Genomic DNA, 19,783 nt, shown 5'->3' with positions numbered 1-19,783 from the left:
AGATAGCAGCTTTGTAACCCATGCCACAATTCCTTAACCAATGAAGGGTTATACTGGATTTTGTGATCGTTATGACAGAGTTCTCTGTAATGATGTGTCAATTCAGTAAAAAATCCATTTTTTCGGAACATCGGCAAGGAATCATGTTCTATAGTTATGCCTCATTTGCGCTTCAAGGGCTCGTACCGAATTTGGCAACGGCGAAGCGTATTACATCTGTTCAGGAGTTAAACAGCATGAAGATCTTCCAGCGCTATAATCCGCTGCAAATTGCGAAATATGTAAAGACGCTATTTAAAGGAAGGTTGTACATCAAGGATGTTGGCGCGTTTGAGTTCGACAAAGGCAAAGTCATGTTGCCGCGCGTCAAGGATAAACAGCACCTTAGCGTGATGTCAGAAATCAACCGCCAGGTGCTGCGGCTGCAAGCCGAGTACAACTAAGCAAAAGAAAGGGCGCCGCTGGCGCCCTGAATCTTTCTGTAACCGCACGATCACTGCTACGCGGCAGGCCCTTCAGACTCATCCAGCGTATTCTTCGACACATTCAGCACCGGCGGGCGATCGTCAATGCGCGTCACCAGCAGCTGGTCGATGCGGTAGCTGTCGATATCCACCACCTCGAATTTGTAGCCGGAGAATTTGACGAAATCGGTGCGTTTGGGGATCTTACGCAGCATATACATCATAAAGCCGCCGATGGTCTCGTAGTTGCCGGACTGCGGGAACTCGTCGATATCCAGCACGCGCATGACGTCATCAATCGGCGTACCGCCTTCCACCAGCCAGGAATTCTCGTCACGCGCCACAATCTGCTCTTCCAGCCCCTGACCGACCAGATCGCCCATCAGCGTGGTCATCACGTCGTTAAGCGTGATAATCCCGACCACCAGCGCATATTCGTTCATGATCACCGCGAAGTCTTCGCCGGCGGTTTTAAAACTCTCCAGCGCCTCTGACAGCGTCAGCGTATCCGGCACAATCAGCGCCGAACGAATCTGCACGCCGCTGTTGAGCGTCATGCTCTGGTTGCCCAGCACGCGCAGCAGCAGCTCTTTGGAATCAACGTAACCGACGATATGGTCGATATCGCCGTCGCACACCAGAAACTTCGAATGCGGGTGTTGCGCGATTTTGGTTTTCAGGCTGGTTTCGTCTTCGTGCAGATCGAACCACACGATATTTTCACGCGAGGTCATGGACGAAGGCACGGTGCGTGATTCCAGCTCAAACACGTTCTCGATCAGCTCGTGCTCCTGCTTGCGCAGCACGCCGGCCAGCGCGCCCGCTTCTACCACCGCGTAAATGTCATCCGAGGTGATGTCATCTTTACGCACCATCGGCAGCTTAAAGATGCGAAAGAACACGTTGGCCAGGCCATTGAACAGCCACACCAGCGGGCGGAAAACCAGCAGGCAGAAGCGCATCGGATTGATGATGCGCAGCGCGATGGCTTCCGGCGCGATCATGCCGACGCGTTTTGGCGTCAGGTCGGCAAACAGGATAAACAGGCTGGTGACGATGGTGAAGGAGCAGATAAAGCTGAGCTGATCCGCCAGTTCCGGCTCCATAAAGCGGTTGAACAGGCTGCTGAAGGCGGGCGAAAACGCCGCATCGCCGACGATACCGCCGAGAATCGCGACGGCGTTGAGGCCAATCTGCACCACGGTGAAGAACATGCCAGGCTGTTCCTGCATCTTCAGCACGCGCTGCGCGTTGATGTTGCCTTCATCGGCCAGCAGTTTCAGTTTGATCTTACGGGCGGCCGCCAGCGAGATCTCCGACAGAGAAAAAAATGAACTGATTACGATCAGTAAAAGAATGACAAGCAGGCTATCAAGCATAAAAGATCCGTTGGGTTAATCACTTGTCATTTTTGGCCTGGGCAGCGCGAAGAGGCGTACATCCGGTACTTACCCGTCAAACAGGGCTATCCGTGCCAAAAATGTCTGCGCCAGTTCGACAAGATAACGTTAACGTCGGGGCAGAAATGCGTGCAGGCGAGGCCTGCTGGTCGCTGATTATAGCAGCAGCGCTATTGCTGCCGCCAGCGGCGTGATTGACCGGCTCGGATTAATCCGAGTGGCAACCGGCGGCGCGCAGAAGCGCGGCTTCGTTGTTGTATCGGTACGCACATTTACCGACAATAGCAGTCGATTTGGCTTAGCGGCCGTTTTTACGCAGCCGCTCGCAAAAAAGAGCGGCTATGCTGATGGGTATGCAAGGTGTGGTGATACCCTTTCCACCAGAGTTAACGCCCCTGCGGAATAGGGGCAGGCATTATTAACAGGAGTACGCGTGCCGCGATTTCATGCTTATTGCTTGGCCAGCCTGCTGCTTGCCGCACCTGCTGTTGAGGCAGCCAAAGTGCGACTGCAGCTGGAAGGCCTGACCGGGGAGTTACAGAAAAACGTCAGGGCGCGCTTGTCCACTATCGGCAGTGACGAGGTGTCGAACGACGGCCGTTTCCAGGCGCGCGTGGCTGCCTCGATCAAAGAAGGCCTGCGCGCGCTGGGCTATTACGAGCCGCAGATCGACTTTGAATCACGCCCGGCACCGCCGCAGGGTGGCCGTCCGGTGCTGATTGCCCGCGTCACCGCCGGTGAGCCGGTGAAGATTGGCGGCAGCACCATCGTGGTGGAAGGCGCCGCAAAAGACGATCCTGACTATCAGGCGTGGGTAAAACAGGGCAGGCCGAAAGTCGGCAGCCAGCTCAATCACGGCGACTACGATAAATTCAAAAACGGCTTCTCCAGCCTGGCGCTGCGTAATGGTTACTTCGACGGTGACTTTAAGCAGAGCCAGCTTGGTGTCTCGGTCGAACGGCGCTTAGCGTTCTGGGATATCGACTACGACAGCGGCCCGCGCTATCGCTTCGGCGATGTCAGCTTTGAGGGCTCGCAAATCAATGAAGCCTATCTGCGCAATCTGGTGCCGTTCAAAAAGGGCGATCCCTATAGCTCACGCGATTTGGCCGAACTCAATCGTCGCCTCTCCGCCACCGGCTGGTTTAATTCTGTCGTCGTGGCACCCGAGTTCGATAAAGGGCGCCAGACCAAAGTGCTGCCGCTCAGCGCCGCCGTGTCGCCGCGCGTGGAGAACACCATCGAAGCCGGTGTCGGTTACTCGACGGACGTCGGACCGCGGCTGAAAGGTACGTGGAAAAAGCCGTGGATCAACGACAGCGGCCACAGCCTGACCTCCAGCGCCTATATCTCCGCGCCGGAGCAGCAGCTTGATCTCAGCTATAAAGTGCCGCTGCTGAAAAGTCCGCTGGAGCAGTACTACACCTTCTCCGGCGGCCTGAAACGCACCGATCTCAACGACACCAAATCGGACACCACCACGCTGGCGATGTCGCGTAACTGGGACAGCAGCTCCGGCTGGCAGCGCGCGGTTAACCTGCGCTGGAGTCTCGACCACTTTACTCAGGGCAGCGTCACCAACACCACCATGCTGCTCTATCCGGGCGTCAGCCTGAACCGCACCCGTTCGCGCGGCGGCCTGATGCCGACCTGGGGCGATTCACAGCGCTACTCGGTAGACGTGTCGGACACCACCTGGGGTTCAGACGTCGACTTCCTGATCCTGCAGGCGCAGAACGTGTGGATCCGCACGCTGGGCGAGAAGCATCGCTTTGTGGCGCGCGGTAACCTTGGCTGGATTGAAACCAACGACTTTGAAAAAGTGCCGCCCGATCTGCGCTTCTTCGCCGGCGGTGACCGCAGCATTCGCGGTTACAAATACAAAGATATCTCGCCGCGCGATGACGAAGGCAAACTCACCGGTGCCTCAAAGCTGGCCACCGGCTCGCTCGAGTATCAGTACAACGTCTCCGGCAAATGGTGGGGCGCGGTATTCGTCGACTCCGGTGAAGCGGTCAACGACATCAAGCAGAGTAATGTTAAAACCGGTGCAGGCTTCGGCGTGCGCTGGTCTTCTCCGGTAGGGCCGATCAAGTTTGATATCGCGCGCCCGATTGGTGACGACAAGGAGCATGGATTGCAATTTTATGTAGGACTGGGGCCTGAACTATGAAGCTGTGGAAAAAGGTCCTGATCGGTATCGGTATTTTCCTGCTGGTGCTGTTGGCCAGCGTGGCGTTTCTGGTGGGCACCACGCCCGGATTGCATCTGTTGTTTAAAGGTGCCGATCGCTGGGTGCCGGGCCTGTCGATTAACAAGGTGGAAGGCGGCTGGCGCGATCTGACGCTGAGCGGCGTGAAGTACCAGATGCCGGGCGTCAGCGTGGATGCCGGGCGCTTCCATCTGGCGCTCAACCTCAACTGCCTGCTGCACTCCTCGGTGTGCGTGAACGATATCGCGCTGCAGGATGTCAGCGTGGTGGTCGACAGCAAAAAAATGACGCCAGCCAGTGCGCCGCCGCCGGAAGAGGAGAGCGGCAGCAGCAATCTCAGCACGCCATACCCGATTACCCTGAGCCGGGTCAGCCTGCATAACATCAACGTCAAAGTCGATGACACCGCCATTTCGCTGCTCGATTTCACCAGCGGCCTGCAGTGGCAGGATCGCGCGCTGACGCTCAATCCCACCCATATCCAGAGCCTGCTGATCGCGCTGCCGAAGGCGGCGAAAGTGGCGGACGAACAGGTGGTGCAGCCTAAAGTACAGCAGCCGCAGCCGGATGAAAAACCGCTGGGCGAAACGCTGCAGGCGATGTTTGCCGAGCCGCTGCTGCCGGCACTGCCGGATTTCCAGCTGCCGCTCGACATCAACGTGCAGCAGCTGTTGGGTGAGCAGTTGCGCATCACCGGCGATACGGATGTGGCGATTACGCGTCTGCTGCTGAAGGCCAAAACTACCGACCGGCATGTGCAGCTTGAGACCTTTGACGTCGACTCGCCGCAGGGACAGATCAACGCCAGCGGCGATGCCCGGCTGGCGGATAACTGGCCGGTCAATTTTGTGCTCAACGGCTCGCTGAATCTCGATCCGATTAAAGGCGAGAAGATCAAACTGAACCTCGCCGGGGCAATGCGCGACGAGCTGAAGCTGGGCCTGAATCTCTCGGGGCCGGTGCGTGCCCAGCTGGACGCCGCCGCACAGCCGGCGGTCGCCGGTCTGCCGCTGTCGCTCAAACTCACCAGCCCGCAGCTGCGCTGGCCGCTGACCGGTCCGGTGCAGTATCAGGCGGATAATCTCGACTACCAGTTCAGCGGCAAAGCCACCGACTACGTGATGTCGCTGCGCACTGCGGTGAAGGGCGAAGCGGTGCCGCCGGCCACCATTACGCTGGACGGTAAAGGCAACGTGCAGCAGTTCAGTCTGGATAAACTGCGTGTGGCGGCGCTGCAGGGCAACATTGACCTTAGCGCGCTGGTGGACTGGAGCAAAGCCATCAGCTGGCGCAGCGAACTGACGCTGGCGGGCATCAATACCGCTAAACAGTATCCTGACTGGCCGGCGAAGCTCGACGGTAAAATCACCACGCGCGGTAGCCTGTACGGCGGTAGCTGGCAGCTCAGCGTGCCGCAGCTGGCGCTGAAGGGCAATGTGAAACAGAACGCGGTGAGCGCCGAAGGCTCGCTGACCGGCAACAGTTACAATCAGTGGAAAATCCCCGGCATTGACATCGCGCTGGGGCGCAACCATCTCGACGTGAAGGGCGAACTGGGCGACGCGCTAAATCTCGATGCCATTGTCGATGCGCCGCATCTGGATAATGCGCTGCCGGGCCTCGGCGGCGTAGCCAAAGGCACCATCAAAGCGCGCGGTACGCTGCAGGCGCCCCAGCTGCTGGCCGATCTTACCGCCAGCGGCCTGCGCTGGCAGCAGTTGCAGATCCGCCGTGTCACGCTGCAGAGCGATGTGAAATCCAGCGATCAGGTCGCCGGTAAACTGCAGCTGCGCGTGGAGCAGCTACAGCAGGACGCGCTTAAGATCGGCCTGCTGACGCTCAACGCCGACGGTAACGAGAAGCAGCACCAGCTGAAACTCAATGTGCAGGGCGAGCCGGTCTCCGGCCAGTTGGCGCTCAACGGCAGCTTTGATCGCCAGACGCAGCGCTGGCAGGGCAATCTCAACAATACGCGTTTTGACACGCCGGTGGGCGAATGGCGCCTGACGCGCGCGATGACGATTGACTACCTGAACAGCAAACAGAGCGCCACCATCGGGCCGCACTGCTGGCAAAACCCCAACGCGCAGCTGTGCGTGCCGGAGCCGATCGAGGCCGGAGCCAGCGGCCATGCGCACGTGGTGCTGAACCGCTTTGATCTGGCGATGATCAAGCCGTTCCTCACCGATGCCACCCAACTTAACGGCGTGTTCAGCGGTGATGCGCGCGTGAACTGGACCGCCGACGGCGCGCTGCCGACCGGCACGGTATCGCTTAAAGGAAACGGCGTAAAAGTGGTGCAGGATGTGCAGGGGAATAACCTGCCGATCGCCTTCGACACGCTCAACCTGAATGCGGCGCTGCGTAATGGACGCGCGCAGCTCGACTGGCTGATTCACATCGTGAATAACGGTCAGCTGAGCGGCAACGTGCAAATCGCCGATCCGGAGAATCGCCGCCAGCTGTCAGGCAACATCGGCATCAGCAACATTTCACTGGCGATGCTCAACCCGGCGCTGATGCAGGGCGAGAAGATCAAAGGCAACCTCAACAGCAATCTGCGTCTCGGCGGCACGCTGCAGCAGCCGCAGATCTTTGGTCAGCTGGGGCTGAGCGATGTTGATGTGGATGGCAGCTTTATGCCGGTTGATCTCACCTCGGCCAATCTCAACCTGGTGTTTAACGGCATGAGTTCCACGCTCAACGGCCTGATCCAGACGCAGCAGGGTAACCTCACTCTGGGCGGCAACGCGGACTGGAGCCAGCTGGATAACTGGCGCGCGCGCGTTACTGCGCAGGGCAGCCGTATTCGCGTTACCGTTCCGCCGATGGTGCGGATGGACGTTTCGCCGGACCTGGCGTTTGAAGCCACACCGGCGGCGTTCAACCTTGACGGCAAGGTTGATATTCCGTGGGCGCGCATCACGGTGCAGGAAGTGCCGGAGAGCGCTACCGGCGTGTCGTCGGATGAGGTGATGCTGGATGAGAACCTCAAGCCGATTCAGCCGAAAACCGCCGCGATTCCAATCAACAGCAATCTGGTGATCCACGTCGGCAACGATGTGCGTCTCTCGGCCTTTGGCCTGAAAGCGCGCCTCAACGGCGATCTCAAACTGGTGCAGGATAAAACCGGCCTGGGCTTAAACGGACAAATCAATATTCCTTCCGGCCGTTTCCACGCGTATGGTCAGGATCTGATTGTGCGTAAAGGCGAGCTGCAGTTCGCCGGTCCGCCGGATCAGCCGTACGTCAACCTGGAGGCGATTCGTAACCCGGAAGCCACCGAGGATGATGTGACAGCCGGTCTGCGCGTCACCGGGCTGGCCGACGAGCCGAAGGTGGAGGTCTTCTCCGACCCGGCAATGTCGCAGCAGGAGGCGCTGTCTTACCTGTTACGCGGTCAGGGACTCAGCAGCGATGGCGACAGCAACGCCTTAACCTCGGCGCTGGTTGGACTGGGGGTTGCACAAAGTGGTCAGGTTATGGGTAAAATCGGCGAGACCTTCGGCGTCAGTAACCTTGCGCTTGATACCACCGGTGTCGGCGACAGCCAGCAGGTGCAGGTGAGCGGTTATGTACTGCCGGGTCTACAAGTAAAATACGGTGTTGGCATATTTGATTCACTGGCGACGTTAACCTTGCGTTACCGCCTGATGCCCAAACTCTATTTGGAAGCCGTGTCCGGTCTCGATCAGGCACTGGATTTGCTCTATCAGTTTGAGTTTTAGCAATGCGAATAATTGTCTACGGCAGTTTACGGCGCAAACAGGGAAATAGTCATTGGATGACCAATGCGCAATGGCTCGGCGACCATCAGATTGAAGGGTTTGCGCTCTACAATCTCGGTCACTATCCGGGCGTGGTTGAGGGGGACGGCACGGTGTACTGCGAAGTGTATCGCATCGACGCCAGTACCCTCGGCGAGCTGGATGCCTTGCGCAGCAAGAACGGCGAGTATAAGCGCCAGCTGATCCAGACGCCCTACGGCAGCGCCTGGCTGTACGTGTATCAGCGTTCGATTGCCGGTCGCACCCGCATCGCGAGTGGCGACTGGTTACGGCGCGATGACGCCGCAGAAGCGTAAATAAAAACACCGCTCAGTGGGCGGTGTTTTTTTATCTGCCGATCGCCGTATATAGCGATGCGACAGCGCTGACAGAAAACTTACTTCTTCTGTGCGCGCTCGAAAGAGGAGATGATTTCAGCTTTAGCCGCTTCCGCGTTGTCCCAGCCGTCAACCTTCACCCATTTGCCTTTTTCCAGATCTTTGTAGTGCTCGAAGAAGTGGGTGATCTGCGCTTTCAGCAGTTCTGGCAGGTCGTTCACATCTTTGATGTGATCGTATTCTTTGCTCAGTTTGGTATGCGGAACCGCAACCAGTTTGGCATCTTCGCCAGACTCGTCGGTCATTTTCAGCACGCCAACTGGACGGCAGCGAATCACTGAGCCCGGCACCAGCGGATACGGGGTTGGTACCAGCACGTCAACCGGATCACCATCCAGAGACAGGGTGTGGTTGATGTAACCGTAGTTGCACGGATAGAACATGGCGGTAGACATGAAACGGTCTACAAACAGGGCGCCAGACTCTTTGTCCACTTCATATTTGATCGGATCGGCGTTAGCTGGGATCTCGATAACGACATAGATATCTTCTGGCAGTTCTTTACCTGCAGGCACCTGGTTCAAACTCATCTGGCTTTCCTTCATTGGTCGTATGTTGAGTGACGGCTATTATAGCCAACTGACTCTGAAAGTATGCCCCCTTTTTGGCGTTTCGGAATGGTCCAGCAGGCTACTTCGTGGTGACAAACAGCGACACAATCCCTGCGGCGATTAGCGGCCCGACCGGCACGCCGCGAAAGAACGCCACACCAATCACCGTGCCAATCAGCAACCCGCCAATCACCGACGGCTGCACGCTCATTAAACTGACGCCGCGACCGCCGAGCCAGGCAACAAATACGCCAACGATAATCGCCACAATGGATTGCCAGTTAGCAAAGGATTTCAGCAGCGACGAGGCCGGCAGCGTGCCGCTTGCCAGCGGTGCCATGACGGCCACGGTGAGAATAATGATACCAATCTGGATGCCTTGCTTTTCGACGTAGGGAAAGAACTGTGCCAGCGGCGTGAGCTTAATCACCAGCAGGATGAGAATCGAAATGGTAACGGCGCTGTTGTGGACGAAGTAGCTCAGGATGGCGAGGCAGATAAGAATGAGGGTCGAGGCGTAGGCAGCCATGGTTTCTCCGTGAATAATGGGCGCGCTGACCGTGGCCAGCGCTAAGCGTGTTTAACGCCCCCATTTATCAACAATCATCGGGATTGGCGCAACTGCCTTTGTTGATTGATTGCAGCATCAGCGCCTGGTTGCGCACCAGACTGACGCCCTGCGCGCCCACTGACAGCGCCGCCATGGAGCCCTGACTGCTGAGGAAATAGCTGCGGCTGGCATCGGTCCAGCTATCACGGTAGGCCAGCCAGGCGCGCTGCGCATTACGCAGTTTGTCTTTGGGCTCACCGGTTAATTTCTTCATCAGCTGGCTATATTGCGCATTCATCTCTTTGTCCCACGCCTTATTGGCCGTGCTGTAGCACTGCGACATGCCGGCGGTGCTGGACTCTTTATTCAGGCATTGATTGAGCTGCTGATCGATAGGGTTTTGCTGTGCCATTGCCACGCTGGACGCGAACAGAAAGGCGAGCGGAAGCCATTTTTTCATCGTTACATTCCTTGCTTTTAGCGCTACGAACTTCAGGAAATCTGAAGCGTAGATGATCGTAATCAGGTTGACCATCAATGAAGGATAAAGTTTCCCCCGGTCACTGCCGATAATCTCTCCGTTTTAGGGCTACTGGATTCTCCCTTTTTTAAAGCGCACGGGAATTATCATGATCACACAGCTATCTATACGCACGGCTTTACTCTCTCTTCTGGCCTTTATGACGCTGCTGCTGCTGGCAGTGAGCGGTATGGGCATCTACGCCATCAATTCCGGCAACCAGTCACTTGACGCCATCAACCGTATTCAGGGCATTGAACTCAACAGCCTGTATCAGAGCAACGCCGATCTGATGCGTGCCCGCGCCAGCGCCGCGCTGGCGGTGCGCAAAATCGAAATCGGCCTGCTGGACGAGGGTGCGACCGTCACCAAACAGGCGCAGGCGGATGTCGCCAGCTCGCAACGCCATCTGACCGCGTTTATTGATGCCGGTACCGTCACCGCGCAGGGCAAAAGCCTCGCCGATGCGGTCGCGGCCGCGTTCAACGCGTATCAGAAAGGTGCCATGGCACCCATGATGGATGCGCTGCAAAAGCAGTATACCGATGAGTATTACCAGGTGCTGGAAGGCAACCTGTCGCAGCTGGCGGCTAACTATTCCAAGGCAGTGAACGACTTCAGTCTGTATGCCGACGAAGTCTCTGCCGCACGTCTGGCGGCAGCGGCGCACAATGAACTGCAGATGAAGATCATGATTGGCGTCGCCGTCGCGCTGACCCTGTTGCTGATTGCGCTGGCCTGGCTGCTGCTGCGCCGCGCGCTACTGCATCCGCTGGACGGGGCGATCCAGCATCTGGAGCAGATTGCAGCCGGCGATCTGTCACAGCCGCTGCCGGCAGCGGCCAATAACGAAATCGGCCGTCTGAACCAGGCGCTGACGGGAATGCAGCTGGCGCTGCGCAACTCGGTCAGCCAGGTGCGTGAAGCCAGCCTGCAGATTGACGTCGGCAGCCGCGAGCTGTCCGCGGGCACGGTGCATCTGTCGCAGCGCACGGAAGAGTCGGCGGCCTCGCTGGAGCAGACTGCCGCCAGCATGGAGCAGCTCACGGCTACCGTCCGGCTTAACGCCAGTAACGCGCAGCAGGCCAATCAGCTGGCCAGTAGCGTGTCCGATACCGCCGACCGCGGCGCGGAAGTGGTGTGCTACGTGATGGAGAAGATGCGTGAGATCACCCACAGTTCCGATCGGATCGCCGATATTCTCAGCGTGATCGACGGCATTGCGTTCCAGACCAACATCCTGGCGCTCAACGCCTCGGTGGAAGCGGCGCGTGCCGGTGAGCAGGGGCGCGGTTTTGCCGTGGTTGCCAACGAAGTGCGCACCCTGGCCGGGCGCAGCGCCAGCGCCGCCAAAGAGATTCGTGAGTTGATCAGCGAATCACAGACGCGGGTCAAAGAGGGCAGCGACATGGCCACGCGCGCCGGCGAAACCATGGATGAGATCTCCAGTGAAGTGATGCGGGTGACCGCGCTAATGAAAGAGATCTCCATCGCCTCGGAAGAGCAGAGCCGCGGCATTGAGCAGGTCAATCAGGCGGTGACGCAGATGGATGAAGCCGCGCAGCAAAACGCCGCGCTGGTGGAGCAGGCCAGTGCCGCTACGCAGTCGCTGGAAGCGCAGTCGCAGCAGTTGCAGGCATCTATGGCACAGTTCCGCGTGCAGGCGGCATAGTTATGATGTGGTCAGGGATGACCGGTAACGTTGCCTGTGTTCGCCCTGATGGATGGCGACGCGGGAGAAGATAAAGCGGTAATTTACGCGGTGCGTCTTATGGTGCACCGCTGTTCAGACCGGCTGGAAATGCCAGAATCATGGCGGCCAGCCGATCATCTTCCGCCAGAAAATAGGCTGCCGGCACTTCCAGCACCTGCGCCAGTAATTGCAGCGTTAATAAATCCGGTTTATGCACGCCCAGTTCATAGCGATTAATACGCGCGCTGGCAGAAAACTCTTCAATCCCTGCGGCAATACCCAATCCTTTCTGCGACAAACCTTTCGCCAGACGCGCTTGTTTCAGGCGTCGACAAAAAGTGTCTTGCAGCGAGGAGGTCGGTTTCATGACTACGAGAATCGTAGATTTAGCGCTTGTCAGATACTACGAGTAACGTAGTATCGTTACGGGAATGGATAAGCGAACTAAGGAGAGTTGCGTGAATAATGCGAAGTCAGACTGGCATCCGGCCGATATCATTGCGGCGCTGCGTAAAAAGGGAACCTCAATGGCGGCGTTATCCCGACAGGCGGGATTATGTTCCACCACGTTAGCCAACGCGCTGGCGCGTCCGTGGCCGAAAGGGGAATTAATTATTGCCGAAGCAATTGGTATTTCGCCGGCTGAGATCTGGCCGAGTCGTTATTATGCGGAGAATGGTGAATTAATTAATCGTCAGGCAAGAATCAGAAATAAAAAATAATTAAGTCTTGGCGCCGACGTAATGCCGATTAAGTGGCAATTAATCTCTGTATGCCGGTGCGCATAAATGCGCACCCAACATAAACCGTGCCATCAACCTGTAGGGTCGCCATTAATGGCGACCGAAAATCATTTACTGGCAAACATCACACGCAGGCATTTTAAATGCCCGCTTACTTACGCCTGATGTTCGTCCGGGAACTCACGCATAAAGCGTTCAACGTCGTCGACCATCGCATCATTACCGCAGAAGAACGGGCAGCGCTGGTGCAGCGTTTCCGGCTGAATATCGAGGATACGGTTTTTACCGTCGCTGGCTTTACCGCCCGCCTGTTCGGCGAGGAAGGCCATCGGGTTGCATTCATACAGCAGACGCAGCTTGCCTTTCGGGTGGCTGGCGGTGCTGGGATAAAGATAAATGCCGCCTTTCAGCAGGTTGCGGTGGAAATCCGCCACCAGTGAACCGATGTAGCGCGAGGTGTAAGGGCGCTTCGTTGAAACATCTTCTTCCTGGCAGAACTTCAGGTACTTTTTCACGCCCTGCGGGAAGCGGATGTAGTTCCCTTCGTTGATTGAGTAGGTGTAGCCTTTTTCCGGGAAGGTCATGCGTTCGTGGCTCAGGCAGAACACACCGAGCGACGGATCGTACGTAAAGGCATGAACGCCCACGCCGGTGGTGTACACCATCATGGTTGAGGAACCGTACACCACGTAACCTGCGGCAACCTGCTTGTGGCCCGGTTGCATGAAATCGGCTTCAGTGATTGGCGTGCCTGGCTCACTAATACGATGATAAATCGAGAAAATGGTGCCGACGGAAACGTTAACGTCGATGTTCGAGGAACCATCCAGCGGGTCCATCAATACTACGTACTTACCGTTCTCCGAACCTTCAAAGATGACAAACTCATCTTCTTCTTCGGAAGCAATCCCCGCGACCACACCGCGCGCCTTCAGTGCCGCTTTCAGCTTTTCGTTAGCGAACAGATCCAGCTTCATCTGCTGCTCACCCTGCACGTTCTCTACGCCGCTGGCACCAAGAATATCCACCAGACCCGCTTTGTTGATGTCGCGGTGGATAATCTTAGCCCCGAGCTTAATGGAGGAAATCAGCGCCGTCAGTTCACCTGTGGCGTGAGGAAAGTCGTGTTGCTTCTCGACGATGAATTCGCCTAACGTTTTCATAACACATTCCCTGAATCTACGATGGAGTGGCAGCAGCTGTAACAAGCTACCAACGTATGCGTACGCAGTTTAGCCGATTGAACTTTAAAAACCATAGTCCTAATCCGTTTCTTCCCTCCGGACTCGGCGTTACACTGTGCGCCGAACTTTTGAGTAATGGATCTTTTTATGCGCATTCACATCCTTGGGATTTGTGGCACTTTTATGGGCGGACTGGCGATGCTGGCCCGCTCGCTCGGACACGAAGTGACCGGTTCAGATGCCAATGTCTATCCGCCGATGAGCACGCTGCTGCAACAGCAAGGCATTGAATTAACTGAAGGTTACGACGCCTCGCAGCTGGATCCGGCACCGGACCTGGTGATCATCGGCAACGCCATGACGCGCGGCAACCCGTGCGTGGAAGCGGTGCTGGAACGCAACATTCCTTACCTCTCCGGACCGCAATGGCTGCACGATTTCGTGCTGCGCGATCGCTGGGTGCTGGCGGTGGCCGGTACCCATGGCAAAACCACCACAGCCGGCATGGCAGCGTGGATTCTCGAGGCCTGCGGCCTGGAACCGGGCTTTATTATTGGTGGGGTGCCGGGTAACTTCGACGTATCGGCAAAATTAGGAAAAAGTCCATTCTTCGTCATCGAGGCGGATGAGTACGACTGCGCGTTTTTCGACAAGCGTTCCAAGTTTGTACATTACTGCCCGCGCACCCTGATCCTCAACAATCTTGAGTTCGATCATGCCGACATCTTCGACGATCTGCGGGCGATCCAGAAGCAGTTCCACCATCTGGTGCGCATCGTGCCGGGTCAGGGCAAGATCCTGCTGCCGGAACACGATCACAACATTAAGCAGGTGATGGCGATGGGCTGCTGGAGCGAGCAGGAGAGCGTGGGCGATAACGGTCGCTGGCAGGCGAAGAAGCTGGTGCCGGATGCCTCGCGCTGGGAAGCCTGGCTCGACGGTGAGAAAGTGGCGGAAGTGAACTGGGCGCTGGTCGGCGAACATAACATGCACAACGGCCTGATGGCGATTGCCGCCGCACGTCACGTTGGCGTGAAGCCGTGCGATGCCGGAGAGGCGCTGAACAGCTTCATTAACGCGCGTCGTCGCCTCGAGCTACGCGGCGAAGTGAACGCGATTAAGGTGTATGACGATTTTGCCCATCACCCAACGGCGATTCTCGCTACGCTGGCGGCGCTGCGCAGTAAAATCGGCGGCACCGCCCGCATTCTGGCGGTGCTTGAGCCGCGCTCGAATACCATGAAGATGGGCGTGAGCAAGAACGAACTGGCCCCTTCGTTAGGGCGTGCCGATGAGGTATTCCTGTTCCAGCCGCACCACATTCCGTGGCAGGTCGCGGACGTTGCGGAAGCCTGCATTCAGCCGGCACACTGGAGCGCGGACATTGATACGCTGGTGGAGATGGTGGCTAAAGCGGCGCAGCCGGGTGATTCGATTCTGGTGATGAGCAACGGCGGCTTTGGCGGGATTCATCAGAAACTGCTGGAGCGGTTAGGTAAGTAATGCGTGGCCGGTTCAGGGCCGAGAGGCGATCTGCCCTCATCCCAGCCTTCTCCCGCAAGCGGGAGAAGGGGCCGTCCGGGGCGGACGTCACATCCAGCGCTCGCCCTCAGCTACCTCAGCATTCTGCTTCAGCTACCTCAGCACTGTGCTTCAGCTGCTTCAGCACTCTGCTTCTAACCCGGCACTGTACTTTATATCCCCTCTCCCGCTTGCGGGAGAGGGTTAGGGTGAGGGCAGGGCAACCGTCCGCAGCGGACTTACGCTTCAGCCAGCTCGCGCAGATACTGGAAAATCTGGCGGGCGGCTTTTGGCGGCTTACTAGCGGCTTTCTCTTTCTGCGCGTTGCGGATCATACTGCGCAGCTGCTGACGGTCAGCGTGCGGATAGAGATTCAGCACTTCCGCCACCGCGTCATCACCCTGTTCGATCAGCCGATCGCGCAGCTGCTCCAGCTTGTGGAACAGCGCAACCTGCTGGTTGTGGCGGTTCTTCAGCTTATCCAGCGCCAGGCGGATTGGCTCTTCGTCGCGCTGACGCAGCATTTTACCAATCAGCTGCAGCTGGCGGCGGCGGCCTTCCTTCTTAATGCGCTGCGCCAGTTCAATGGCGTCACGCAGCTGTTCATCAAGCGGGATCTTATCCAGGGAGTTTTTCCCTAAATCCACTAACTCGGCGCCCAGGCGTTTCAGCTCCTCGGCGTCGCGTTTAATTTCACTTTTACTGACCCAGATAATCTCTTCGTCTTCTTCTTCCTGATTATCCGGCACATCGTCGAGCCAGTCTTCGGGCTGCTTCGTCATCTGTTGGCTCCCTAAAAAAAGAGGCTAATCCTACCAGTTTATCGGGCGACTGCGAAATTGTTCTCTGAGTCTGATAGACTCAATAAATTCATACTTAAGATTAGACGGCAGGTCGATGAACGTATCTACTCAGGTTGCAGAACAACGTAAAGTGTTGGAACAGGCTGTCGCGCAGGCGCTGGAACTGGCGCAAGCCAGCACCGACGGAGCAGAAGTGGCGGTCACCAAAACCACCGGAATCGGTGTCAGTACCCGCTACGGCGAAGTGGAAAACGTCGAATTCAACAGCGATGGCGCGCTTGGCATCACCGTCTATCACCAAAACCGCAAAGGCAGTGCTTCCTCGACCGATCTCAGCCCGGACGCGATTAAACGCACCGTGCAGGCGGCGATCGATATCGCGCGCTACACCTCGCCCGATCCCTGTGCTGCGCCGGCCGAGCGCGATCTGCTGGCGTTTGAGGCGCCGGATCTCGATCTCTATCACCCGTGGGAGATCGACGCCGATCGCGCCATTGAGCTGGCCGCGCAAGCCGAGCAGGCCGCGCTGCAGGCTGATAAGCGCATCACCAATACCGAAGGGGGCAGCTTTAACAGCCACGTCGGTATCAAAGTCTTTGGTAACAGTCACGGCATGCTGCAGAGCTACTGCTCGAGCCGGCATTCGCTGTCGAGCTGCGTCATTGCCGAGCACAATGGTGACATGGAGCGCGACTACGCCTACACCATTGGCCGCGCGATGGGCGATCTGCAAAGCGCCGACTGGGTGGGCGCGGAGTGCGCGCGCCGCGTGCTGGCACGTCTTTCGCCACGTAAGCTGCCGACCATGAAAGCGCCGGTGCTGTTTGCGCCGGAAGTGGCCACCGGCCTGTTCGGCCATCTGGTGGGCATGATCAGCGGCAGCAGCGTTTACCGTAAATCCACCTTCCTGCTCGACGCGCTGGGCCAGCAGATTCTGCCGTCGTGGCTGACGATTGAAGAGAAGCCGCACCTGCTGAAAGGGCTGGCGTCGACGCCGTTCGACAGCGAAGGCGTACGCACCGAAGCGCGCGAAATCGTGAAAGATGGCGTGCTGCAGAACTGGCTGCTGACCAGCTATTCGGCGCGTAAGCTTGGCCTGCAAAGCACCGGCCACGCGGGCGGCATTCATAACTGGCGCATCGCCGGTCAGGGCCACAGCTTTGACGATCTGGTGAAGCAGATGGGGCGCGGTTTGATCGTTACCGAGATGATGGGTTCCAGCGTCAGCGCCATGACCGGCGACTACTCACGCGGTGCGGCTGGCTTCTGGGTTGAAAACGGTGAAATTCAATACCCTGTGAGCGAGATCACAATTGCGGGCAACCTCAAAGATATGTGGCTCAATATGGTAACGGTCGGTAACGACATTGAAACGCGCAGCAATATACAATGCGGATCGGTGCTGCTGCCGGAGATGAAAATCGCCGGACAATAAAGACATCGCTTGATGAAAGCAGCCCACAGCGGCTGCTTTTTTTCGCCTGATAATAATTAAAGGAAAACGTTATGCGTAAGCATGTGATTGCTGTGTTGTCTTTGTCGTTGCTGTTCTCCTCAGCCAGCCTGTTCGCGGCTGACCTGGAGCAGGATATGGATACTCTGAAAGACGGGCTGAGTGTCGTTAAGAAAACCTCTGACGCGCAGGAAATGCACGCTGCACTGGGCAAGATGCGTGCCGCTGCGCAGGATGCAAAAAAATCCACGCCGGAAAAACTGGAAGGTCAGGGCGCTGACAGCGCACAGATCAAGGATTACCACGCCGGTCTGGACTCACTGATTGCCCAGATCGACGTTGTCGACCAGCTGGCGCAGGCTAACAAGCTGGACGAGGCGAAAACCGAAGCGAAGAAACTGGAAGATATCCGTAACGCCAACCATAAGAAATTCCGCTGATAAACCGGGCCAGCCTGCAGGCTGGCCTTATTCCTGCCGCAGCCTTGCGTCATTCCACCGTTTTTATCCCGCTTTTTACCTCATTTCACGCATTTCGTGAGCGATCTCGCATAGTTCGTGCATCGTGCGATCTGGCGCACAGTCGCCCGTGGGATTTCCACTTTGAGGTGGAAATGTTGCGTCTCCACACCGCCAGGCGGACAGCGTAATTTCTTCTCAACGCGAATTATCTGACATTGTCCGCTGTAAACAGGAGTAACAAGGTGAGGAGTGATGCTGTCCCGCTGAAACCGAGCACGCCGGAGGCAATTCAGGCGCTGGCGGATAAGGTGATGAATCAAATCGCGGCGCTGTATGCCGCGCACCACATTGCAGCCAATGCGGTGCAACAGCAAATGCTGGCCTCACATGTCCGCGCCATGGCGGCACGTTCTCTCACCGGAGAGGCGCTGCCGGACGTCGAAGCCGAACTGTTTGAGGACATCTCGCCTGAGACCATGGCGCTGGCGCAGCAGGTGGTGGATCTGTTTGGCAATTTGCCTGTCGAAGAAGCCTGGCTGCTGTCGGTGCATATCGAAGTGGCGAAATCGAACGAAGCATGAATTGAGAGAGGAACGGAATATGGTAACGGTAGTGATTGGCGATCGTCTGGGTAAAGGACAGAAAGTGGCAGCTGGCGTGGAAAAAGCCGGCGGCCGGGCAGTAGTGGTGCCGGGCGTGGCGGCGGATATGAAACTGGGCGATGTGATGAAGGCGGAAAACGCTGATTTCGGCATCTCCTTCTGCGGCAGCGGCGGCGCCGGTGCCATCACCGCGCAGAACAAGTACGGCTACAAAGCCAAACACGGCATGCGTTCGGTGGACGAAGGGGTAACCGCCATCAACGAAGGCGCCACCGTGCTCGGTTTTGGCTTCATGGATAAAGAAGAGCTGGGTGAGCGTCTGGTTCAGGCCTGGAATAAAAAACACGGCAGCTAAGCATGAAACAACAGTATGAGACGCAGGTCACGGTGCAGGGCAAAGGCGACAGCAAAGCAAAAGCCTTCGCCGATGCGCTCAGCAAGGTGCAGCAGCAGGTGCTGCGCACCAGCCAGAAAATTCTGTTGCGCATTGAACCGCTCGATGTGCGGGTGCTGCGCGCGCAGGAGAGCGTGCGGAAGGAGAAATTTCTGTTCTTCTTCCTCGCGCGTGAACGGCGGAATTACAGCGTGGAGCTGGAAATTACTGTCAGCGTCACTGTGATCGACACCGAGAGCGTGACCTTCACAGCAACGTAAGAATAACGACAACAAGGGTAACAATATGTTTTTAATCATTTTGTTTAAGTCGTTGATCATAGGTGGATTAGTCGGCGTGGGCGTTGGAGCGGGCGCGGCGCGCATGTTCCACGCGCCCGTCACGCAGGGGATGGGTGCCTTCCGTACGCTGGGCGAGCTCAACTCCTGCGAGGGCGATCCGGCTTCGCACTTCTCCTTTGGTCTCGGCTTCTTCTTTAACGCCTGGGCATCCTCCGTTGCCGCGGGCTCCTTCACGCAGGATGTGGATCATCGCATTCTGCCGAACTGGGGCGCGGCCGCACTGATGGTAAAGAACCGCAATGTCGCGGAAACGCTGCATAACCCGAAACGCATGGCGATTGCCTGCGGCATCATCGGCATGATCGTGGTGGCCTTCCTGAACAGTACCGCTTCTGCCGTACCGGCTGCGCTGCAGGTGACCGCAGTAAAAGTGCTGGTGCCGGCGGCGAATCTGCTGGTGAACACGGTGATGCCGGTGATCTTCTGGCTGGCGGCAATTGATGCCGGTAAGAAATCGGGCTTCTGGGCAACCATTTTTGGCGGTCTGGCGCAGTTGATCATGGGTAACGCCGTGCCGGGTCTGGTGCTGGGCATTCTGATCGGTAAAGGCGTGGAAGAGAGCGGCTGGAACAAAGTCACCAAAGTGATGATGGCTGCGATTGTTCTGCTGTTTGTGCTGAGCGGCTTCTTCCGTGGCTTCGATGTGAAACTGCTGCAATCCTTCCAGCTCGGCATCCCTGGCTGGCTCGACATGATCCACAACAGCCTGAGCGGCAAATAAGGAGC

20 protein-coding genes are annotated in these 19,783 nt (G+C 57.4%); 13 read left to right on the top strand and 7 right to left on the bottom strand.

The genetic code is table 11. From position 1 onward, the window contains the following. The first annotated feature begins 236 nt into the window (after positions 1 to 236). Positions 237 to 443, top strand: a complete 207-nt coding sequence (locus QMM04_RS07745) for a DUF1107 domain-containing protein (RefSeq protein ID WP_031280153.1) — start codon at positions 237 to 239, stop codon at positions 441 to 443. 56 nt (positions 444 to 499) lie between these two features. Here the strand turns inward: QMM04_RS07745 and QMM04_RS07740 are convergent, their stop codons facing one another. After that, positions 500 to 1,843 (bottom strand): hemolysin family protein, encoded by a 1,344-nt coding sequence (locus tag QMM04_RS07740; RefSeq protein WP_058771335.1) that lies wholly within the window; start codon positions 1,841 to 1,843, stop codon positions 500 to 502. 454 nt (positions 1,844 to 2,297) lie between these two features. Between QMM04_RS07740 and QMM04_RS07735 the strand changes: the two genes are divergently transcribed. The 3 genes from QMM04_RS07735 to QMM04_RS07725 are packed head-to-tail and all read left to right on the top strand — an operon-like array spanning position 2,298 to position 8,160. Next, positions 2,298 to 4,037 (top strand): autotransporter assembly complex family protein, encoded by a 1,740-nt coding sequence (locus tag QMM04_RS07735; protein ID WP_282995937.1) that lies wholly within the window; start codon positions 2,298 to 2,300, stop codon positions 4,035 to 4,037. Next, the gene (locus QMM04_RS07730) at positions 4,034 to 7,804 is read left to right on the top strand and encodes a translocation/assembly module TamB domain-containing protein (RefSeq protein WP_282995936.1); all 3,771 of its coding nucleotides are present in this window, start codon (positions 4,034 to 4,036) and stop codon (positions 7,802 to 7,804) included. The genes QMM04_RS07735 and QMM04_RS07730 overlap by 4 nt, the downstream gene beginning before the upstream one ends. Before the next feature lie 2 nt (positions 7,805 to 7,806). Further along, complete coding sequence (locus QMM04_RS07725; protein ID WP_031280151.1) at positions 7,807 to 8,160, top strand: gamma-glutamylcyclotransferase; 354 nt, start codon at positions 7,807 to 7,809, stop codon at positions 8,158 to 8,160. 80 nt (positions 8,161 to 8,240) lie between these two features. Here the strand turns inward: QMM04_RS07725 and ppa are convergent, their stop codons facing one another. The 3 genes from ppa to QMM04_RS07710 form a co-directional block, all read right to left on the bottom strand. Then, positions 8,241 to 8,771 (bottom strand): inorganic diphosphatase, encoded by a 531-nt coding sequence (gene ppa, locus QMM04_RS07720; RefSeq protein ID WP_039331418.1) that lies wholly within the window; start codon positions 8,769 to 8,771, stop codon positions 8,241 to 8,243. Between the two features lie 100 nt (positions 8,772 to 8,871). Continuing rightward, positions 8,872 to 9,321 (bottom strand): DUF441 domain-containing protein, encoded by a 450-nt coding sequence (locus tag QMM04_RS07715; RefSeq protein ID WP_021509736.1) that lies wholly within the window; start codon positions 9,319 to 9,321, stop codon positions 8,872 to 8,874. Positions 9,322 to 9,388: 67 nt separating this feature from the next. Further along, positions 9,389 to 9,802, bottom strand: a complete 414-nt coding sequence (locus QMM04_RS07710) for a lysozyme inhibitor LprI family protein (RefSeq protein ID WP_104188206.1) — start codon at positions 9,800 to 9,802, stop codon at positions 9,389 to 9,391. 172 nt (positions 9,803 to 9,974) lie between these two features. On the opposite strand from QMM04_RS07710, the gene QMM04_RS07705 reads away from it, so the two are divergent. Further along, positions 9,975 to 11,534 (top strand): methyl-accepting chemotaxis protein, encoded by a 1,560-nt coding sequence (locus QMM04_RS07705; protein ID WP_282995939.1) that lies wholly within the window; start codon positions 9,975 to 9,977, stop codon positions 11,532 to 11,534. A 97-nt stretch (positions 11,535 to 11,631) separates the two neighbouring features. Here the strand turns inward: QMM04_RS07705 and QMM04_RS07700 are convergent, their stop codons facing one another. After that, positions 11,632 to 11,922: a helix-turn-helix transcriptional regulator gene (locus tag QMM04_RS07700; RefSeq protein WP_021509733.1), complete on the bottom strand. Its 291-nt coding sequence runs from the start codon at positions 11,920 to 11,922 to the stop codon at positions 11,632 to 11,634. 91 nt (positions 11,923 to 12,013) lie between these two features. Here QMM04_RS07700 and QMM04_RS07695 point away from each other — a divergent pair, with 91 nt between their 5' ends. Beyond that, complete coding sequence (locus tag QMM04_RS07695; RefSeq protein ID WP_021509732.1) at positions 12,014 to 12,277, top strand: helix-turn-helix transcriptional regulator; 264 nt, start codon at positions 12,014 to 12,016, stop codon at positions 12,275 to 12,277. Between the two features lie 176 nt (positions 12,278 to 12,453). Here the strand turns inward: QMM04_RS07695 and fbp are convergent, their stop codons facing one another. Then, a complete protein-coding gene (gene fbp, locus QMM04_RS07690) occupies positions 12,454 to 13,461 on the bottom strand; it encodes a class 1 fructose-bisphosphatase (RefSeq protein WP_021509731.1) in 1,008 nt (335 codons plus the stop codon). 168 nt (positions 13,462 to 13,629) lie between these two features. Here fbp and mpl point away from each other — a divergent pair, with 168 nt between their 5' ends. Continuing rightward, positions 13,630 to 14,985: a UDP-N-acetylmuramate:L-alanyl-gamma-D-glutamyl-meso-diaminopimelate ligase gene (mpl, locus tag QMM04_RS07685; protein ID WP_282995932.1), complete on the top strand. Its 1,356-nt coding sequence runs from the start codon at positions 13,630 to 13,632 to the stop codon at positions 14,983 to 14,985. A 257-nt stretch (positions 14,986 to 15,242) separates the two neighbouring features. Here the strand turns inward: mpl and yjgA are convergent, their stop codons facing one another. After that, positions 15,243 to 15,785 (bottom strand): ribosome biogenesis factor YjgA, encoded by a 543-nt coding sequence (gene yjgA, locus QMM04_RS07680; RefSeq protein WP_058759857.1) that lies wholly within the window; start codon positions 15,783 to 15,785, stop codon positions 15,243 to 15,245. 115 nt (positions 15,786 to 15,900) lie between these two features. Between yjgA and pmbA the strand changes: the two genes are divergently transcribed. The 6 genes from pmbA to QMM04_RS07650 all read left to right on the top strand — a co-directional run bounded on the left by pmbA (position 15,901) and on the right by QMM04_RS07650 (position 19,778). Further along, positions 15,901 to 17,241 carry a metalloprotease PmbA gene (gene pmbA / locus QMM04_RS07675; protein WP_058775743.1) on the top strand — a complete coding sequence of 447 codons (1,341 nt, stop codon included), beginning with the start codon at positions 15,901 to 15,903 and terminating at the stop codon, positions 17,239 to 17,241. A 71-nt stretch (positions 17,242 to 17,312) separates the two neighbouring features. Then, a complete protein-coding gene (gene cybC / locus QMM04_RS07670; RefSeq protein ID WP_104093859.1) occupies positions 17,313 to 17,699 on the top strand; it encodes a cytochrome b562 in 387 nt (128 codons plus the stop codon). Positions 17,700 to 17,962: 263 nt separating this feature from the next. Next, the gene (locus QMM04_RS07665) at positions 17,963 to 18,301 is read left to right on the top strand and encodes a glycine dehydrogenase (RefSeq protein WP_010617110.1); all 339 of its coding nucleotides are present in this window, start codon (positions 17,963 to 17,965) and stop codon (positions 18,299 to 18,301) included. A gap of 19 nt (positions 18,302 to 18,320) precedes the next feature. Beyond that, positions 18,321 to 18,677 carry an SFCGS family glycine-rich protein gene (locus QMM04_RS07660; protein WP_021509727.1) on the top strand — a complete coding sequence of 119 codons (357 nt, stop codon included), beginning with the start codon at positions 18,321 to 18,323 and terminating at the stop codon, positions 18,675 to 18,677. Positions 18,678 to 18,679: 2 nt separating this feature from the next. Then, the gene (locus QMM04_RS07655; RefSeq protein ID WP_021509726.1) at positions 18,680 to 18,976 is read left to right on the top strand and encodes a DUF4312 family protein; all 297 of its coding nucleotides are present in this window, start codon (positions 18,680 to 18,682) and stop codon (positions 18,974 to 18,976) included. Between the two features lie 25 nt (positions 18,977 to 19,001). After that, positions 19,002 to 19,778 carry a DUF4311 domain-containing protein gene (locus QMM04_RS07650; protein ID WP_021509725.1) on the top strand — a complete coding sequence of 259 codons (777 nt, stop codon included), beginning with the start codon at positions 19,002 to 19,004 and terminating at the stop codon, positions 19,776 to 19,778. The last annotated feature ends 5 nt before the right edge of the window (positions 19,779 to 19,783 follow it).

Source organism: Pantoea sp. Pa-EAmG (genome assembly GCF_030024295.1).
GTDB lineage: Bacteria > Pseudomonadota > Gammaproteobacteria > Enterobacterales > Enterobacteriaceae > Pantoea > Pantoea dispersa.
Note: the sequence above shows the minus strand (reverse complement) of the source record. Positions and strands in the feature narration are given on the sequence as shown.

Bases quoted from the DNA above. Each gene is read 5' to 3' on its own strand.
- QMM04_RS07700 (WP_021509733.1), bottom strand. From the start codon at position 11,922: ATGAAACCGACCTCCTCGCTGCAAGACACTTTTTGTCGACGCCTGAAA.
- QMM04_RS07660 (WP_021509727.1), top strand. From the start codon at position 18,321: ATGGTAACGGTAGTGATTGGCGATCGTCTGGGTAAAGGACAGAAAGTG.
- mpl (WP_282995932.1), top strand. From the start codon at position 13,630: ATGCGCATTCACATCCTTGGGATTTGTGGCACTTTTATGGGCGGACTG.
- QMM04_RS07745 (WP_031280153.1), top strand. From the start codon at position 237: ATGAAGATCTTCCAGCGCTATAATCCGCTGCAAATTGCGAAATATGTA.
- fbp (WP_021509731.1), bottom strand. From the start codon at position 13,461: ATGAAAACGTTAGGCGAATTCATCGTCGAGAAGCAACACGACTTTCCT.
- yjgA (WP_058759857.1), bottom strand. From the start codon at position 15,785: ATGACGAAGCAGCCCGAAGACTGGCTCGACGATGTGCCGGATAATCAG.
- QMM04_RS07730 (WP_282995936.1), top strand. From the start codon at position 4,034: ATGAAGCTGTGGAAAAAGGTCCTGATCGGTATCGGTATTTTCCTGCTG.
- ppa (WP_039331418.1), bottom strand. From the start codon at position 8,771: ATGAGTTTGAACCAGGTGCCTGCAGGTAAAGAACTGCCAGAAGATATC.
- cybC (WP_104093859.1), top strand. From the start codon at position 17,313: ATGCGTAAGCATGTGATTGCTGTGTTGTCTTTGTCGTTGCTGTTCTCC.
- pmbA (WP_058775743.1), top strand. From the start codon at position 15,901: ATGAACGTATCTACTCAGGTTGCAGAACAACGTAAAGTGTTGGAACAG.
- QMM04_RS07655 (WP_021509726.1), top strand. From the start codon at position 18,680: ATGAAACAACAGTATGAGACGCAGGTCACGGTGCAGGGCAAAGGCGAC.
- QMM04_RS07740 (WP_058771335.1), bottom strand. From the start codon at position 1,843: ATGCTTGATAGCCTGCTTGTCATTCTTTTACTGATCGTAATCAGTTCA.
- QMM04_RS07715 (WP_021509736.1), bottom strand. From the start codon at position 9,321: ATGGCTGCCTACGCCTCGACCCTCATTCTTATCTGCCTCGCCATCCTG.
- QMM04_RS07725 (WP_031280151.1), top strand. From the start codon at position 7,807: ATGCGAATAATTGTCTACGGCAGTTTACGGCGCAAACAGGGAAATAGT.
- QMM04_RS07650 (WP_021509725.1), top strand. From the start codon at position 19,002: ATGTTTTTAATCATTTTGTTTAAGTCGTTGATCATAGGTGGATTAGTC.
- QMM04_RS07710 (WP_104188206.1), bottom strand. From the start codon at position 9,802: ATGAAAAAATGGCTTCCGCTCGCCTTTCTGTTCGCGTCCAGCGTGGCA.